Genomic DNA, 16,841 nt, shown 5'->3' with positions numbered 1-16,841 from the left:
AGTATATGAGTGAGACTTTTGCGTTCGATGAGACGGACCGGAAGATTGTCGAACAGCTGCGGCAAAATGGCCGAGCCACCAATCAACAGATCGCGGAATCCCTCAACCTGATTGCTTCCACCGTTTCGACGCGCATCCGGCGGATGGAGGATGCGGGGATGCTGCGCGTCGTGGCAGTGTCCGATTTCGCGGTGCACGGATATCATGTCCTCATTCACCTGGCGGTGCAGGTGAGTGGCCGGTCGGCATTGGACGTAGCGGAAGAACTCGCTGTATTTCCTGAAGTCTTCGCCGCGCATCTGGTGACGGGTAGTTATGAGATCAGCCTGCTTCTGACGCTCCATGACATTGACGAGCTTCCCTCTTTGATAACGGATCGTTTATCGAAGGTGCCGGGAATAAGATCGATGATACCCGCGATCGGGCTCGATATCGTCCGCTATGGCTTGGACACCGCTCCGATCGATCGCAGGAGGCTTGCATGAGGAGGCCGGACCTGGACGAGCTGGACCACCAGCTGATCGCCATCTTGGCGCAGGATGCGCGCGTTTCCAACCGCAAGATCGCAGCGGATCTTGGCGTGAATGAGGGCACCGTCAGGGGCCGCATCAAGCGGTTGCAGCAGGAAAAGCTGATTGCCTTTACCGCGCTGACAGGGTTGAAGCTTGAAAAGGCGACCAATGTGGCCTTCATCGCTGTGCAGGCCGATGTCAGTCATGTCCGGCAGATCGCACGTGACATCGCGCATATCCCACTGGTCAAGGCCGTGATGATCACATTGGGGCCGTGCAACATCATGGCGACATGCCTTTATGATGACCTCGACAATCTTCACAGGATGGCATCGGGACAGATCCTGGCGATGGAGGGGGTTAATCACGTCGAAACCTCGCTGGCGGTCAGGACTGTCAAGTTCAGCAATCGGGTGGTGCGGATCACGGACGCGCAAACCGTCAGCAGCTTGTGAGGCCAGGTCGAACAAATAAATTCGGAATTTAAATATTTCAGAATTCCGCATATGAGTGCTTGAAAAGAAAATTAAGCTCATATAGCACTATCCGAACGGCGTTTGCGGCATATTGTCGTCAACCGTCGATGGCAGGAGAGAGCGGCCGGTCTACCGGGCGGCTGACATCCGACCCCGACGAGTGCCGGGGCGAGAAGCTCCGCCAACATATTTAAAGGCGGCCGAGATGGAATTCGCATTTACCGACGAACAACAGATGATCGCGGAGACGGCGCGCAGCTTCTTCGCGGAGAATGCCACAAGCGAGCGCACGCGCAAGGCTATGGCGGGCGACGGCGTTGACCGGGCGCTTTGGCAGGCTTTCTGCCAGGAGCTGGGCCTGTCCGGCATCGGGCTGCCGGAAAGCGCTGGCGGCGCGGGTCTGGGCATGGTGGAACTGGCGATCATCGCGGAAGCGGCAGGCGCTCAGGTGGCGGCATTGCCCATGCTCAGCAGTCTTGTGCAAGCGGCTCAGGCGATTGCGGCGGGCGGCGATGCCGAGCAGCAGGATCAATGGCTGCCGCGCCTGATCTCTGGCGAGATGATCGGCGGTTATTTCTATGGTGCGGATATCCAGTCGGATGGCGATCGGCTGACGGGCGGATCGCGTTTCGTTGCCCATGGTGCCTCTGCCGACATGTTCGTGGTTACCGACATGCGGCAGGTCTGGATTGTCCCCGCGAATGCGCCCGGCGTTGGTGTGACGATCCAGACGAGCATGGACCAGACCCGTCCCTTGGCTCATGTGCAGCTGGACAATGTGACGGGCGAGCGGCTTGCTGATCCGCAGGCGGCTCTGGCTGCTGTTCATCGCGCGGCCTTTATTGCTACGGCCGCAGAAGCGTTGGGCGGCGCGCAGGCGTGCTTGGATCGGACCGTCGATTATTCCAAGGAGCGCATCCAGTTCGGTCGGCCGATCGGGTCCTTCCAAGCCTATAAGCACAGGCTGGCCGACATGATGATCGAGATCGAACAGGCCCGGTCGGCGGTTTATTGGGCTGCCTGCGCCGTGGACGAGGGGGCGGAAGAGGCCGAGATAGCCATTCACGCGGCCAAATCCTTTGCCACCGACACATTTTTCCGCTGCGCCGGTGACATGATCCAGCTGCACGGCGGCATCGGCTTCACGTGGGAGCATGACGCGCATCTGTATTTCAAGCGCGCCCGTGCGCTTCAGACGATGCTTGGCACCAATGTTTGGCATCGCGAGAAGATCGCCACGATGATCCTGGGAGAAGTGGCATGAAACTCGGATTTTCCCCGGAAGAGGAACTGTTCCGGCAGGAGTGCGCGGACTGGTTGAACGGCCAGATGGCGGGCGAATTTCGCGACATCAAGGGCATCACCAAGCTGACCGGCAGCCCCGAACGGCGCAAGGAGTGGGAGCAGCAGCTTGCCGAGCACCGCTGGTCCTGCATCGGTTGGCCGTCACAATGGGGCGGGCGCGACGCGACATTGGCGCAGCAGGTGATCTTTGCCGAGGAATATGCCCGCGCAGGCGTTCCAGGGCGGGTGAACCATATCGGCATCGAGCTTGCCGGTCCTACGATCCTGACATTCGGCACCGAGGAGCAGAAGCAGCGCTTCCTGCCGGGGATCGCAGGCGGTAAGACCATTTTCTGCCAGGGCTTTTCCGAACCCAATGCCGGTTCGGACCTGGCGAGCGTGCGAACGAAAGCGCGGCTTGAAGACGGCGAATGGGTTGTGAACGGCCAGAAGATCTGGACCAGCCTTGCCCATATTTCCGATTGGATATTTGTCGTGACACGCACGGAGGAAGGGTCGCAGGGGCCTAAGGGCCTGACCTTCCTGATGATGCCGATCGACCAGCCGGGTATCGAGATACGCGGCATCCGCCAGATCAATGGCGACGCAGAGTTCAACGAAACCTTCTTCACCGATGCGCGGTGCCCGGCTGACAGCCTGATCGGCGCAGTGGGCGATGGGTGGCGCATCGCCATGGGCCTGCTGGCATTCGAACGCGGCGTGTCGACGCTGGGCCAGCAGATGGGTTTCCGCAATGAATTGGATGAGATCATCGCGGCGGCCAAGGCCAATGGCGCGGCGAATGACCCGCTGATCCGCCAGCGCCTCGCCAAGGCGGAAGTGGGCCTGCGTCTGATGCGGTATGGGGCCCTGCGCATGCTGTCGCAAACGGATCATGCCAAGATCGATGGCGCTGCCCTGACCTACAAGATCCAGTGGGCGAGCTGGCGCCGCAGCCTTGGCGAACTGGCGATGGACGTATTGGGACAGGGCGGCGAGATCAGCGCTCATGCCGGATATGAATGGGATACGCTGCCCAACCTGTTTCTCTTCTCCCGCGCCGATACGATCTACGGCGGCACCAATCAGATCCAGCGCAACCTGATCGCGGAGCGGGGACTGGGCCTGCCGCGAGAGCCGCGCGGGAACGCCTGAACGGTGGACGAGGAAGATGCCTTTGAGCGGTTGAAGAACCTGCCACCGCGGGGACATCATGCATTGCTGGGCATCTACAATGTCGATCACGGACCGGATTGGGCGGAACTGGCTTGTCCTTTCGCTCCCGGATTTCTGATGGACGCGGACGCGGGCCTGGTATCTTCCGGGCCGATCATATCGCTGGTCGATGCGGCGGCCGGTTCTGCCATCATCGCGCGCACGCGCCAGTGGCGGCCCATGGCCACGCTCGACCTGCATATCGATTATCTGCGGCCCGCAAGGGCAGGGCACAGCCTTCATGCGCGCGCCCATTGCCATCATATCACCCGCAAGGTCGCTTTCACCCGTTGCGATGTGCATGATGGCGATCCGCAGGCGCCGATCGCAACGGCCACCGCCAGCTTCTTCTTCACGGACGAGTCATGATCGTTCGCACACCCTATGCGCAGATGCTGGGCATCCGAAGCGTTGGGCTGGACGGCGACACCGTCCTGATGATGCCGGCTGCCGCGTCGCTCGAAGGACGGTCGGGGTTTCTTTATGGCGGTGTCATTGCCAGCCTTCTGGAACTCGCATGTCTTGAGGCTGTCGCCCAGGATAGAGGGGAGCCCTGGCCCAAGCCGATCAACATGTCGTTCGATTTCCTGCGCGGTGGCCGGATGATCGATAGCTATGCGCAGGCGCGGCTCGTTCGCGTGGGGCGCCGGGTGGTGAACGCCGATGCGATTTGCTGGCAGGCTGATCGGGATAAGCCCATCGCCACGGGTCGGATGCATCTGCTGCTGGACTGAGAACGAAAAGGGAGAGAGCCATGGCGCTGTTGGATGGACGGGTCGCGATCATCACCGGTGCCAGTCGGGGGATCGGCGCCGCCCTTGCACGACGCTTCGCCGCTGAGGGAGCGAGGGTCGCAATCGTCGCACGGACGGTGGAGGCTGGAGGGAGCAGCCTGGCGGGTTCACTAGCCGAGACAGCCGCGCTGATCCGCGCAGCCGGAGGCGAGTGCCTCTCCATCGGCGCCAATCTTGTCGATGCGGATGATCGGTCCCGTATCGTCGCTGAAACCGTGGGGCATTTCGGCAGGTTGGACATTTTGGTGAACAATGCCGCCTGGTCCCGTTTCGTGCCGATCTGGGAGGCGCAGCCCAAGCATTTTCACTTGGCGTTCCAGATGAATGTCCATGCGCCGCAGGAGCTATCGCAGCAGGCGCTGCCCTACTTCCGCGATCAGGGTCAAGGATGGATCCTGAACATTTCCAGCGCGACTGCGGACGTGCCGCCGCCTGCGCCCTATGATCCCGAAGATCGCTACACCCGGTTCAATCGCGATGGTCACGCCACGCTCTACGGAACGACCAAGGCGGCGCTCGACCGATTGACTGCAGGATGGGCGGTGGAGCTGTCGCGCGAGAATATCGCCGTCAATTCGCTTGCCCCTGTCGGGGCAGTCGCGAGCGAGGGGGCTTTGTCGGTCGGTGGATGGGATGAACGCGATCATCTGGAACCAGTCGAGGCGATGGCGGAAGCCGCGCTTCAGCTTTGCCATCGGCCCGCGAGTGAACTCAGCGGCAATATCGTCCGCAGCCTCCGCCTCCTCGAGCGGCTGAACGTGCCCGTGCGAGCGCTGGACGGGACGGCTTTTGCATGATGGCGATCGTTTAAGGAGGGGTCGCGGGATCGGTAGGCGATAATCAACTCCCACCAATCACTGGATCAGTCTCGCCCCTCAGTTGTTTGCTCCCCAACACAGGAGGGAGTTAAGATGTCAGATACCGATAGCGCTCGAGGCCGGACGGCGACGAGCCCACGGGAAATGCCCAAGGCCGCTTGGCGGGACATTCTGATCCGGACGTGGAATGAAAGTGGCAGCGACAATATCGGACTGATCTCCGCAGGGGTGGCGTTTTACGGCTTCCTCGCCTTTGTCCCTACCTTGGCAGCGCTGGTATTATGCTACGGCCTGTTCGCTGACCCGGCGGCGATCGCCGGACATCTGCAATCCCTGTTCCGGCTGCTCCCGGAAGAAGCTGCTCGGCTGATCGGGGAGCAGCTTCTGTCGGTGGTCAACACGGGCAACGGAAAGAAGGGGTTTGGGCTCGTTCTTTCGCTGGCGCTTTCCATCTACGGTGCGATGAACGGCGCGAGCGCGATCGTCACGGCGGTGAACATCGCCTATGATGAGGAAGAGACCCGCAGCTTCATCAGGCTGACGGTGCTGGCCTGCCTGATGACGCTTGGACTGTTGCTGGCAGGGATCATCGCCATTTTCGCGATCGCTGCGCTTGCTTTCCTCGAACATCTGATGCCTGGTGCGCCCGCGATCCTCATCACGGCGGTACGCATCGGCTTCTGGATATTGGCCGCGCTGGCCGCGAGCATGTTGCTCAGCACCATCTACCGCTTCGCTCCGGATCGTAAGCGAGCGCGCTGGCGCTGGCTGACGCCCGGGTCCCTGCTGGCGACCGTGGGCTGGCTGGCGGTGAGCCTGGGCTTTGGCCTCTATGCGTCCAACTTCGGGAATTACGGCGCTACTTACGGTGCGCTGAGCGCGGTGGTGGTGACGTTGATGTGGCTGTATCTGTCCGCCTATATCCTGATCCTTGGCGCTGAACTGAATAGCGAGATAGAACATCAGACGGCGGAGGACACGACAGTCGGCCGCCCAAAGCCGATGGGCGAGCGGGACGCCTATGTCGCCGACACGGTTGGAAAGGTGCCTTGATCAGCGATTATCGCAGGAGAGGCAACTTTTTCGCCGCTCATGACTTAGCGTGATCATGGACCCGCGAGCGATCAGCAAGGGAGAATTTCATGGCGCGGACTCGTGAGCAACGTGGCGAACAGGAGACGAAGGCGGCTGTCGCCAAGGTGAAGAAGACCGGCAAGGCGACGGGCGGCGCGCGGGGCGGCATTACGGCTCCGGTCACGCCGTCACCGGAACTTGCGGACATCATCGGCGACAAGAAGATCCCGCGTAGTGAGGTGGTCAAGAAGATTTGGGACTATATCAAGGCCAATGATCTTCAAAACCCGAAGGACAAGCGGGAAATATTGGCGGACGACAAGCTGGAGAAAATCTTCGGCGGCAAGAAGGCCAGCATGTTCGAGATGAACAAGCACCTGGCGAAGCATCTCAAAGCCTGACCGGCCGGTCATGCGTAGAAAAAACCTCTCCTCGCATATGCAAGGAGAGGTTTTTTAATGTCCCTCAAAAGATTTGGCTCGGGCTCAGGCCCGGCCAAACTGAGCGATAAGCCACCATGTCCCGCCCGCGACCAGCAGGAAGAGGACGAGCGCTGTCCAGGATGACGCGAAATGCAGGGTGGGATGGTCTCCCGTCCATTTTCGCCGTCCGCTGATCATCGGACCGACCAGATTGTCCCGCCTGTGAAGCAGGTAGAAGAGGATCGCGACGACGTGCAGGGCCGTCAAGGCAAGGATGATGTTGAAGATGAAGGCGTGCCACTCCGCGGCAACCCTGCCTGTTTCGAAATCGACCAGATAGGAGAAGGGGCCGGATTCCATGCCGTCGATGTCGACGGAAAAGAAGCCGAGGCCCACCTGAACCGCCAATATGGCGATCATCGCGATCACACTCCATCCACCCACGGGATTGTGCCCCGGCGCTGGAGCGGCCGACCGGTTGAACATATGGCCGCGGATATAATGGAATAGCCTGGAGGGGCCGCCCACGAAATTGGCGAAGCGAGCCGTGCTGCTGCCCGCGACGCCCCAGATGATGCGGAACAGCAGCAGGGTGAAGATACTGTAGCCAGCCAGCCGGTGCCAGTCGAGCATGCGCTCTTCAGCAGTCCACCAGGCGAAGGCCAGCAGCGGCACAAGCGTCCAGTGGAAGAGGCGGGTCGGCAAATCCCAGATGCGCAGGCGCACAGCCCCGCTGCTCGCGTCCGCCTTCACCATCAGAGCTCCGCGCGGAAGCGGTCGTGGCAGCTTTTGCAGGTGCCGCCCAAGCTGTTGCGGGCCGCAGTAAGGCCCGCGACATTGCCGCTGGCGGCGGCCGCATCAAGCGCCTTTGCAGCGGTGATCATGTCGCCCTGAAGCTTCACGAAGGCGGCATTGTCCTTCCAGATCTCAGCCTTGGCGCGGGTCTTCACGCCCGATTCCGGGCCGCTGCCCTTCGGAAAATATTTGGGCAGCAGCGCTGCGCGCGTGGCGAGGTCGCGCGCGAGCGGGCGGACGCTGTTCATGTCGGGCGATCCGGACTTGATTTCGTCATTGACGCTTTTGAACGCTCCGCCGATTTCCTTGTAGCTGGCCTGGCGCGCCTTGATCGCGTTGGTGACCGCGGGCGTGGCGGCATAAGCAGCATAGCTTGCGGCCAAACCGGCGGTCGCCAAGGCCAGGGAGTAGGGGAGCTTCATCATCTGCCTCATTCTTTCTGTGATCGTCACGCCAATATTTCGCTGATGGGCCGTTTGGTGTTCATCGCATCGATACCCCAGCTATCCACCGAAATTCCCATGACTTGTTGAAGAGTCAAGCCGACGCGGCTGATCGTTTCACCATTGCCCTGGATATGCAGGCCGGTCTTCACCTTTCCGCCAGCGCGCCCGGCGAGCATCACCGGGATTCCAAGCACATCATGGTTCTTCGCATAGGAAACGTCGGAATGAGCAAAAACCAGCGTATTGTCGAGCAGGGTGCCGTCGCCTTCCTTGATGGCCGCGAGTGCCGACACGAAATCGGCCCATGCCTCCATGTTGCGGATGGCGAAGAAATCGACCGTCGGTTGATAGCCGATGGAGCGGTCGATCAGCTCTTCATGCGTGTTCTGGTGGTATCCGGTCGTCTGCCCTGCCTGGCGCAGATCGGACGCTGCCGTCGAGAAACTCATGTTGAATACGCGGGTCTGATTGCAGGCGAGCGCCATAGCCAGCATCTGCGCCATCAACCGGTGATTAATCTTGCGCTGCTCCACATCCGTCGTGTCTCCGGATACGGCAGGAGCGTCCGCTGGCACGACGCAAGCTTCGGCCGGGGGCGGCTTTTGCAGTTGCAGGGCCAGCTTTCCTTCCATCTCGCGGACGGAGGTGAAATATTGATCGAGACGCGCCTTGTCGGTCGCGCCGAGGCTGCTTTCCAAGGCGCGCCGCTGCTCCGTCACGCCGGAGAGGACGCTGCGCCGAACCATGATCCGGGGGTCCGGCTTGAAGTCAGCCTTGTTGGGATCGTTGAAGTCGGGGCCGAAAATCTTGCGGTAGAATTCGACAGCGTTGGGCGTCGCCGAATTCATGCTGCGGCCGTCGCGGAAGGAATAGCTGGTACGAGGATTGCCATCTGCCGACAGTTCGAGCGAGCGGAAGAAGGAGCCACCGCCAATCGCGTCGGCGATCAGCACATCGATCGTGGGCGCGCGGATCGCGAGCCAGTCGTCGGTGGGGGCGCCCGTTCGCACGCCGGTATTGCCCGTCAGGTGCGGCAGATTGCCTTTGCCGTCCAGCACCACGTCGAAGCCGGTGAGGACGCTGACATGCTGCTTCACATTGGCGATCGGCGCGAGTTGCGGCGGCAGGTCGTAATCCGTCCCGGTCTTTTTCGGTTGCCAGCGATCCGGGATCATCCCGCATCCCCAGAACCATGTGCCGAAGCGGACGGGCAGGCGCCCTCCGCCAAGCGTCGCGGCAAAGGCGGTGCCGTTATTGTCGAGAAATGCGTCGAGCAGGGGCAGGCCAAGCGTCACCGCGCCGCCGCCCATTATGCCGCGCAGCAGGAAACCGCGCCGCGTCGTTCCATGCATCAGCATCAGCCAGTCTCCTTCATTCTGCGAACAGTAGCCAAGCGGCGCTCCGGTCCAAGGCGCGGCATCGTGTAAAAGGCGGGATCAAGAGCGATGGCGCGCATCAGCGACGGAAAGCGATGTCCGCCTGCCGCAAAGCTCTGGTCCAGCTTGGCGATTTCCGCCCCATCCTTGCCGGACGGATTGCGGCCATTAGCGTAGCGCCATGCGGACTGAACGAGGCAGCTGCTGACGCGCGGATTGTTGCGGAACAGCTGACCGAGCGCCGCTGCACCATTGAACGCCTGCTTTTCGAAATCGCCGCTGACGTCGATCACCTCGTCATGTTCGACCTTGCGGAACTGTCCCGCACCGTCAAATTGTTCGAGGCCTAGACCAATAGGATCAGTGCGCCGGTGGCAGCTTGCGCATTCCTCGTCATCCAGATGCGCCTGCAGCCGTGCCCGTGTGGTCTTTAACGTCGGGTTATCGACATTCTGCACCACCGCGAAATTCACGTTCGCTGGGGGAGCGGGAATCTTCTCGCACAGGAATATCTCGCGCAGCGCCACGCCGCGCAGCGTGGGCGATGTACGGCCTGGGTGGGAATGTTGCGCCAACATGCTGGCGTGGGTGAGCAGCCCGCTGCGGGGATCACTCTGCGGGAATTCATACATGAACCAGTCGGCCTTGCTGACCGGTATGTCGTAGATCGGGCCGAGCGAGCGGTTCATGGCGATGGACCGGGTCGTGAACAGGTCGCGATAGTCGCCCTTGCGCTCCACCAGAAACCAGCTGATGGTGCGGAGCGTCTGTTCGCGCAGCGATGTGCTGATCGCCTGCGAAAAGGCGGGATAGATAAGCGAGTCCTTTGCCAGCTCGTCCATTCCGTCGAGGCGGAGATAGTCGGTGAAGAAGGCGCGGACACCTTGTTCGAAACGCGGAGAGGCGATCAGGCGATCGACTGCTTTCGTGAGCCCCGCCTGCGTATCGAGCGCTCCGCTGCGCGCTTCGTCAAGCAGCGTCTGGTCAGGCATGCTGTTCCAGAACAGGAAAGAGAGGCGGCTTGCTTTCGACCAGGCATCGATATTGCGGCGCGAGGGTGCGGGCCGATCGATGCGGAACAGGAATTCGGGACTGGTCAGCATGCCGCTGAGCGTCGCAGCGAGCCCCGCATGGAAGTCTCCGAGCGTCGTTGTCGCGTCAGTGGTGGCTTTCGTGAGAGCCGTGACCTCCGCATCGCTTAGAGGCCGCCTGTAGAGTTGCAAGCCCACGCGTTGGAAGAACTGGCGAGCACAGGCAGCGCCATTCTGATCGGCGGGGGTGGGCACACAGCGGACCAGTTTAGCGCGATGCTGTTCGTCCGTCACCTGCGCCGAAATGCTGCGCGCCAAATTTTCATATTGTTCAAGCCCGGCGGCAGTTACCGAAACGGCGCTGGTCCCGACGGCCTGAAGTCCATCTATCCGCAGATCGGGTTCGAACCGGCCGACAATCTTGATGTCCGGTCCGAAAACATCCGCGACGACGTTGCGATATTGGCTTTCGGTCAGGCGGCGGATCTGGCTGGGCGGTGTATCGGCGTGGCTTTCGTCGGCTCGCGCCCCACTGAAAGCGATACTGAGGCCGAGGGTCAGGCAAGCGCCTGCAAGTGCCAGCGACGGCAGTGCCCTGATCTTCATGGCAATGTCTCTCTTTGCGCGACCTGATCGGGTTTGGCGAGGAACGCCCTGACGCCGACGAAGTCATAAGCGGATGATATGGCGGTGAACCGGCCGGTGCGGGGATCGCGATAACCATCGGCGAAGCGGTCGATGGCCCTTCGAATGCCGGGGCAGGAGACGTGCGACAGGTTAGCGCCGTTCTGCGTCATCTGCTCGATGGAGTCATAGAAGCTGTCGAGCGTGTAATAGCCGAATATGCTGCCGTCGATGGAGCCATCGGCACCAAACTTCGCCTTTATCCGCGCGCCCCGGATGTGGCGAGGCGTGTCCAATATCTGTTCCTTGTAATTCAGCGTCAGATCGACCGGATCGGTCGTCAGCACCCCGCCTGTGATGCGCCCTTTCACCGATGCGCGAAGCTGCGGGTTGGGATCGGGCGTGAAGGTTGCTCGGGCGAGAGGCTCTCCGCGCCCGTCGCGGGTCAGCGGTTCGTTGACGGCCAGAACAGTCACGGTCACGTCAGGATCATCCTGAAGACTATCGACGCCCCTCAATTCTATCACGGTAGGCGCCCGCATGGACATCATCGTCTTGCGCGCAAGCTCTTCCTTGCTGCTCTCGCGAAATGCAGAAACGCACCCGACAGCGCGCCACAGCCGATTGTCGATTCCCTTTTCGCCATCTGGCCCTTCAAAGTCGGATTTTCCGACTTTGCCGTCGAGGTTCATGCCTGCGGCGATCTTGCCTTCGTAGGTCTTGAAGCCTTTCCCCAACATCGGGAAGTCAGCAGGGTTCGAGCAGGCGCTATAGACCACCTCGCGCTTCTGGAACGCGAGGCGGCCGGCGCCTTTGGGGAGGCCATTCAGCGCGCCGATCGCTGCCGCAAGTTCCTGTGTCGGTTCTGCCTTAGGATCATAGTTCGGCGGGAATTTCACGGAAGATGCGCGTTCGCCCCGGATGAATATGCGGCGGAACTTGAAATATTCATTCATCCGCTCTTCAAGTGCTTGCCGCTTTTCCTTGCCCGCATATTTGGCCTGCTCCGCGGGTGAGAGCATGGCGTAGAAACGATCAAGATCACCGATGTCGGGGCTGGGACAACTGTCCTTTTCGCCTCCCTGCGCAAGATAGACATTGCTGAGGACAAAGGCGTGCACGCCCTCTTCGCCGCCTGTCGGCGCGTCGGCGCCGACCAGGGATGCAGCGATCAGGGGTAAGGCCCAATATGCCTTGGCCGGCATATCGCCGGTTAAGTCCTCTCTGCCCTTCATGTCGTCCTTTCATGCCGCTTCAACGGGCATTGCTATTTTCATGACTCTTCCCGCAACTGGCCACCACCCCAAAAACGATCATCCGACGCGGCAATTTCGCGCATGGGAAGCTGAGCGGTGTAGGAAAGCGAAAGATTTATCTTGCACGCGTCATATAATAGACTGATCGAAAATAACGGGAGGCGGTGATGCGGTCAGCACAGGCGGAATCAAGCAAATGGCACTTGGCCGAAAGCGTCGCCGAACGTGTTTTCGCGATCTATTCCGAAGCTTTTGGATCGATTGAACCCCTTTTCGAACATGTGGGGCAGAGGCCTGACGGCCAACGTACGCTGAGCAGCCTGCCCGTGGCAGATCTTGCCCGCATGACCAGCTTCGCCATCAATCAACTGGCTCGTCGCGACGCGGTGATGGCGGGCCGCCAAGGTTTACGCGGTTGCGACTGGCGCGTGGTGATGTACAGCCTGACGAGCGCACGCACTCTGCGTGAAGCAATCGTGCGATGTTGCGAATGTTTCGAGGCGATCGACTGGCGATGCGGCAAGATGGCGCTTCGCACCCATGGCGACACGGCTCAGCTTGAACTTGAAGCGGTGCGAGCGGGCGGATCGACTTCGACAGGCTGTTTGATCGACCTGTTCGGGGTGATGGAAATTCATGGTCTTCTTGGCTGGCTGATCGACCATCCGATCGGTGTCCGGAGTGCTTGGCTCAACCACCTGCCGGGAGTCTTCGCTTCGCTAGATTTACCCCCTTTGCCTTTTCCGGTCCGGCTCGCCGAGGGTTGGAGCGGTTTTGATTTCAGCGCCTCCCTTCTTGATTATCCCGTCATGCGCAGTTGGGAAGACCAACAGCGGCGGCCGCTCAGCAATCTGCTATTCGTCTCCAGCGTCAGGGAGACGGATCGCATGCCGACTGAAACACGTGTGCGGGGCATCGCCATGGCGGCGCTGAAGAGCGAGGGGCGGCTGCCCGCCTTCGGGGAACTCGTCAACGCCCTGGGAGGAAGCGAGGCGACGCTGCGGCGTCAGTTGGCGCGCGAGGGCACCAGTTACCGGCAAGTACGCGAAAGCTGCCGCCGCGAGTTGGCGCTGCACCTGCTACGCCGCACGGGCATGTCGATCGAAGATATTGCAGGGCGGCTCGATTATTGTGACTCCGACGCCTTTCGTCAGGCATTTCGAGCATGGACCGGGCATTCGCCGACAGCTTACCGTCATGATAGTGGCGGGGGAGTGGGAATCCAGAAGCTTGCTGGATGAGCCCGCATCTTCATCGACATTGGCGCATGCCTGATGCCGAGTTCGCAAGATCAGGAGATTGCGCCCGTTGCAGCCGAATAAGTGCAAGCGCAGGGGGGCACATTAGCAAAAGGATGCCAGCCTCCGCTTCCCGTAGAAGGCGGAGGCTGGCAATTCTTTACCACTTCACGTTAGCGGTGATACCAAATTCCCGCGGAACCGTGACATTTACCGAGCGGTAGCCCGAGTTGAACGTGCTTCCAAGCAGGGCGTTCACCTGGCCCTCGCCACCGGCGATGTTGCTGATCCGCTTCTGATTAAGCAGATTGCGAACGAAGCCGGTCAGTTCCCACTTGGATTCCGGACCACGCAAGCCGACGAACAGGTTGATCTGCTCACGGCTGCGATAATCATATTGCACGCGCTCCGAATAGAACCCCGGACGATAGGCCAACAAGCCGCGGATGAATGGCGTGTAGTCGCCCATCGGGAACCGCAGTTCCGTGTTGGCGGTCAGACCGAAATCGGGGGTTTCCGCCAGTCGGCCATTGGTGCGGCAGAAGCTGACATTGCCTGTTCCGGTGATACGCGGCGTGCCGTCCTGGTTCGGCGTACCGGTGCCTGCAAAGTCATTGCAGGGAACCAGTGCGTTGCTGAACCGTGCACGCGCGTAGGATGCGGCAATGTTCAGGTCCCAGTTAGGCGTAGGCCTCGCGTCGATGGTGACTTCGATGCCTTTTACCTTGGCAGGAGCATTGTAGTTAAAGTCGAAACCGCCATTTGTTGCAGGCACGTCAGTCGCATTGTCGATCGGTGGCGCGCCGAGGGCGCACGTACCGTCTCCGAAATCAGGGCAGTTATAGAATATGCCCGTGAACCGGCTGAGGAAGCCGTCGAACTTCTGATAGAAGGCCGCGACGGTGAAGTTCACCTTTCGATCAAATACCGATCCCTTCAAGCCGACCTCATAGGAGTCGGTCTTTTCCGGATCGGTTCGGATCAGATCGTTCGAAACGCCAGCGGGAACAGAGACGCCGGTGCTGCCCGAACGGAATGAGTGGCCATAGGCCGCATAGACGTTCAGATCATCGGTAAGTGCATAATTGACGCTGAGGCCGCCTGTGAGTGGCTTGTCAGTGCTGCGCCGCAACGAAGCCGGGATGATTTCCTCCGGACCGCTGTTCACGTCCCCGACCAAGGTCAATATAGTTGAGTCGACCTGCTTCCTGATGGTGTAGCGCAGGCCGCCTTCTACGGTCAGGCCGCCGCCCTTGTAGCGCAGATTAGCGCTGAACGATGCGGTTTTGACATTGACCGGCACATCGACCAGCGTCCTGATGGCCAAAGTGTTGGGGATCGGGAAGGGCGTAAGTGTATCGCAAGGCGCCGTGGGATCAAGGATGCAACCCGGCACCGGATTAAACGACCCTGGCGCGGCCGCATACCAGAATTGCGATGCATCCTGATTAACGGTGGTGGTTCCAGTCTGTCGTGAATAGAAAGCGCCAACGCCCCAGCCAAGACCTTCGTCATTATTTGACTGCAGGCGCAATTCACCAGTGTCGACCTTATAAGGGGTCACAACATTGGAATATTGTATATAGCCCGGGATCGCATTGGTGGTATCCAGGTCGCGATTGGTTTGGAGCTTGCTGTACTGATGGGCGCCTACGAAGGACAGGGTGGACCAGCCCAAATCCAGATCAGCTGCAAGATTGATGAGGTGGGTCCGGTTGCGTGTGCGGAAACCGCCTTCTTGAACCGACGCATAGTCGGTCGCAGACAAAGGTGGGCCGGAACGAACCGTCGTATCGGGGATGAAGATACCGGCCAGAGTTGCCACTGGAACGGCGGAGAACGGCGTGTTGCCGGGACCGAACGACTGAGTGTACTGGTTATTGTCTGCCTGCAGATACTGATAGGTTAGATAGGTCGTCAGATTTTCCGTAGGCCGCCAGCCCAAGGTGACGCGGGCGCTCTGGGTTTGGCCGTACGACCTTTTGTCACGCGGAATATTGTAGACGTGGTTGATGCGGTTCCCGTCAACAAGGCCTGCGACCCGTAGCGACAGGTTTTCATTGAATGGCAGGGTCGTCCCGAGCTGAACGTTATAGCCGCCACGATCTGTTGCGGTCGCCTGGCCATAGCCCTCGATCTGATCGAAATTCGGACGGCGGGTGCGGATTGTGATCGAGCCTGCCGGCGCTGATATACCACGCAGCAAACCCTGCGGCCCGCGAAGAACTTCGATCTGTTCGATGTCGTAGATGGCCGTGAAGGCAGTCTGCGCATCGGTTGGGATTTCGTTGTAATAGAGCTGGACTGCCGGATCGGTGCCCTGGTCTGGATCGAATGTGATGCCGCGAAGGGTCGTCGTGTTGTTACGGCCAGTCGTGTTGGTCAGTTCAAGGCCAGGCGCGAGTTGCTGAACATCCTTGACGTCGAAGATATTGAACTTCTCAAGCTGCTCGCCTGTCGCGACGTTGACCGACATAGCCACGTCTTTGAGGTTCTCAGCGCGGCGCGTGGCCGTGACGACGATGTCGCTCGTCGAATTTTCGGAACCAGCCTGGGCGTAAGCCAGTGCGGGTACAGCAAAAGCAGAAACGCCAGCGCACAGGAGCGCTGCGCGTGTGGCACGCTTCATTCGCATCGATAATCCTCCCCAGAGGTGTTGTTGATAAAACGGCTCTTATGAATTGGCCGTTTGCGTGCACTATATCGGAGGGAAAAACGCAGGCAATAGTTTTTCTGAACGGCTACGTGCGAAATGAACCTCATGCGCAAGATTCCGCAACGCGTTAGGAGTGGTCCAGGCTACGCCTGCCACTTGATCAATGAACGGCCCCCGGCGCAAAAACGCCGCCGCAGAAAAGGCCTGTCAGGCGGCGTGCGTGCGCATTCAGATGGACCGGATCAATGATATTGTCCGCTTCCCCGGTGAAAAAGCGCCGGTGGGATTCCGACAGGATCAGGCTGGTGAGGGACTCCGCTGCGAAGGCGACATCCTGTTCGGGGATCGTCCCCTGATCCACCAATGACTGGAGGAAAGCGATCAGCGGGTCGAGATAACGACGCACGACCACCTGCTCGATATGCGGCCGTGCTTCTTCCATGAAAGAGGGGTTCAACATCAGGAGGCGGCGCATGCTGGTGGCATAGGGTTCGCAGACTTCGACCAGGCAGGCTTCGACGAAGGCGAGCAGACTTTCCCGCCAGTCGGAGCGCCGAGGAATGGTGACGGGGCTGAGCGCGTAACCCAGCATTTGCCGGACGACAGCGGCAAAAAGCGCCGTTTTGTTGGGGTAATAGGCGTAGACGGTTTTACGCGACAAACCGGACGCGGTGATGATGGAGTTCATCGTCAGGCTGGGGCCATGTTCGGCGAGCATTTGCATCGCGGTGTCGACCAGGCGCTGTTCGACGTCGCCGCTTTCTTCGCGGCGGGGGCGGCCCGGACGGCGGATGGGGGGAGGGGAAGTCATGAAGGAAAGCATT

Annotated in this window: 17 protein-coding genes; 10 read left to right on the top strand and 7 right to left on the bottom strand. The window is 60.4% G+C overall.

Annotated features, from left to right (window positions below):
- The first annotated feature begins 5 nt into the window (after positions 1-5).
- The 9 genes from MU848_RS14060 (at position 6) to MU848_RS14020 (ending at position 6,574) form a co-directional block, all read left to right on the top strand.
- Positions 6-485 (top strand): Lrp/AsnC family transcriptional regulator, encoded by a 480-nt coding sequence (locus tag MU848_RS14060; protein ID WP_097093545.1) that lies wholly within the window; start codon positions 6-8, stop codon positions 483-485.
- Entirely contained in the window at positions 482-967 is a 486-nt protein-coding gene (locus tag MU848_RS14055) for an Lrp/AsnC family transcriptional regulator (protein WP_247233517.1), read from the top strand. Before MU848_RS14060 ends, MU848_RS14055 begins: the two co-directional genes overlap by 4 nt.
- 226 nt (positions 968-1,193) lie before the next feature.
- Complete coding sequence (locus tag MU848_RS14050) at positions 1,194-2,252, top strand: acyl-CoA dehydrogenase family protein (RefSeq protein WP_247233515.1); 1,059 nt, start codon at positions 1,194-1,196, stop codon at positions 2,250-2,252.
- Positions 2,249-3,427, top strand: a complete 1,179-nt coding sequence (locus tag MU848_RS14045) for an acyl-CoA dehydrogenase family protein (protein WP_247233513.1) — start codon at positions 2,249-2,251, stop codon at positions 3,425-3,427. The genes MU848_RS14050 and MU848_RS14045 overlap by 4 nt, the downstream gene beginning before the upstream one ends.
- A 3-nt stretch (positions 3,428-3,430) precedes the next feature.
- Positions 3,431-3,856, top strand: a complete 426-nt coding sequence (locus MU848_RS14040) for a PaaI family thioesterase (RefSeq protein ID WP_097093541.1) — start codon at positions 3,431-3,433, stop codon at positions 3,854-3,856.
- Positions 3,853-4,221, top strand: a complete 369-nt coding sequence (locus tag MU848_RS14035; protein ID WP_247233511.1) for a PaaI family thioesterase — start codon at positions 3,853-3,855, stop codon at positions 4,219-4,221. Before MU848_RS14040 ends, MU848_RS14035 begins: the two co-directional genes overlap by 4 nt.
- A 20-nt stretch (positions 4,222-4,241) precedes the next feature.
- Entirely contained in the window at positions 4,242-5,078 is an 837-nt protein-coding gene (locus MU848_RS14030) for an SDR family NAD(P)-dependent oxidoreductase (RefSeq protein ID WP_247233509.1), read from the top strand.
- 114 nt (positions 5,079-5,192) lie between these two features.
- Positions 5,193-6,152, top strand: coding sequence for a YihY/virulence factor BrkB family protein (locus tag MU848_RS14025; protein ID WP_247233495.1), 960 nt, complete (start codon positions 5,193-5,195; stop codon positions 6,150-6,152).
- 89 nt (positions 6,153-6,241) lie between these two features.
- A complete protein-coding gene (locus tag MU848_RS14020) occupies positions 6,242-6,574 on the top strand; it encodes an SWIB/MDM2 domain-containing protein (protein WP_097093537.1) in 333 nt (110 codons plus the stop codon).
- Positions 6,575-6,658: 84 nt separating this feature from the next.
- Here the strand turns inward: MU848_RS14020 and MU848_RS14015 are convergent, their stop codons facing one another.
- The 5 genes from MU848_RS14015 to MU848_RS13995 are packed head-to-tail and all read right to left on the bottom strand — an operon-like array spanning position 6,659 to position 12,072.
- Positions 6,659-7,351, bottom strand: a complete 693-nt coding sequence (locus tag MU848_RS14015) for a cytochrome b/b6 domain-containing protein (protein ID WP_097093536.1) — start codon at positions 7,349-7,351, stop codon at positions 6,659-6,661.
- Entirely contained in the window at positions 7,351-7,812 is a 462-nt protein-coding gene (locus MU848_RS14010; protein WP_176502325.1) for a c-type cytochrome, read from the bottom strand. Before MU848_RS14010 ends, MU848_RS14015 begins: the two co-directional genes overlap by 1 nt.
- Positions 7,813-7,838: 26 nt before the next feature.
- Entirely contained in the window at positions 7,839-9,194 is a 1,356-nt protein-coding gene (locus MU848_RS14005; protein ID WP_247233487.1) for a DUF1552 domain-containing protein, read from the bottom strand.
- On the bottom strand, positions 9,194-10,849 hold the full coding sequence (locus MU848_RS14000; RefSeq protein WP_247233486.1) for a DUF1592 domain-containing protein: 1,656 nt from the start codon (positions 10,847-10,849) through the stop codon (positions 9,194-9,196). Before MU848_RS14000 ends, MU848_RS14005 begins: the two co-directional genes overlap by 1 nt.
- A complete protein-coding gene (locus MU848_RS13995) occupies positions 10,846-12,072 on the bottom strand; it encodes a hypothetical protein (protein ID WP_247233483.1) in 1,227 nt (408 codons plus the stop codon). The genes MU848_RS14000 and MU848_RS13995 overlap by 4 nt, the downstream gene beginning before the upstream one ends.
- A gap of 218 nt (positions 12,073-12,290) precedes the next feature.
- On the opposite strand from MU848_RS13995, the gene MU848_RS13990 reads away from it, so the two are divergent.
- On the top strand, positions 12,291-13,364 hold the full coding sequence (locus MU848_RS13990; RefSeq protein WP_247233481.1) for a helix-turn-helix domain-containing protein: 1,074 nt from the start codon (positions 12,291-12,293) through the stop codon (positions 13,362-13,364).
- A 157-nt stretch (positions 13,365-13,521) separates the two neighbouring features.
- On the opposite strand, the gene MU848_RS13985 is transcribed toward MU848_RS13990, so the two are convergent.
- Both MU848_RS13985 and MU848_RS13980 read right to left on the bottom strand, forming a co-directional pair.
- Complete coding sequence (locus MU848_RS13985; protein WP_201515980.1) at positions 13,522-15,990, bottom strand: TonB-dependent receptor; 2,469 nt, start codon at positions 15,988-15,990, stop codon at positions 13,522-13,524.
- Between the two features lie 187 nt (positions 15,991-16,177).
- The gene (locus MU848_RS13980) at positions 16,178-16,828 is read right to left on the bottom strand and encodes a TetR/AcrR family transcriptional regulator (protein ID WP_247233479.1); all 651 of its coding nucleotides are present in this window, start codon (positions 16,826-16,828) and stop codon (positions 16,178-16,180) included.
- Between the last annotated feature and the right edge of the window lie 13 nt (positions 16,829-16,841).

The sequence above is a fragment of the Sphingobium agri genome, assembly GCF_023051225.1.
In the GTDB taxonomy this organism is placed as follows: Bacteria; Pseudomonadota; Alphaproteobacteria; order Sphingomonadales; family Sphingomonadaceae; genus Sphingobium; species Sphingobium agri.
This window is presented reverse-complemented; position numbering and strand designations above follow the sequence as displayed.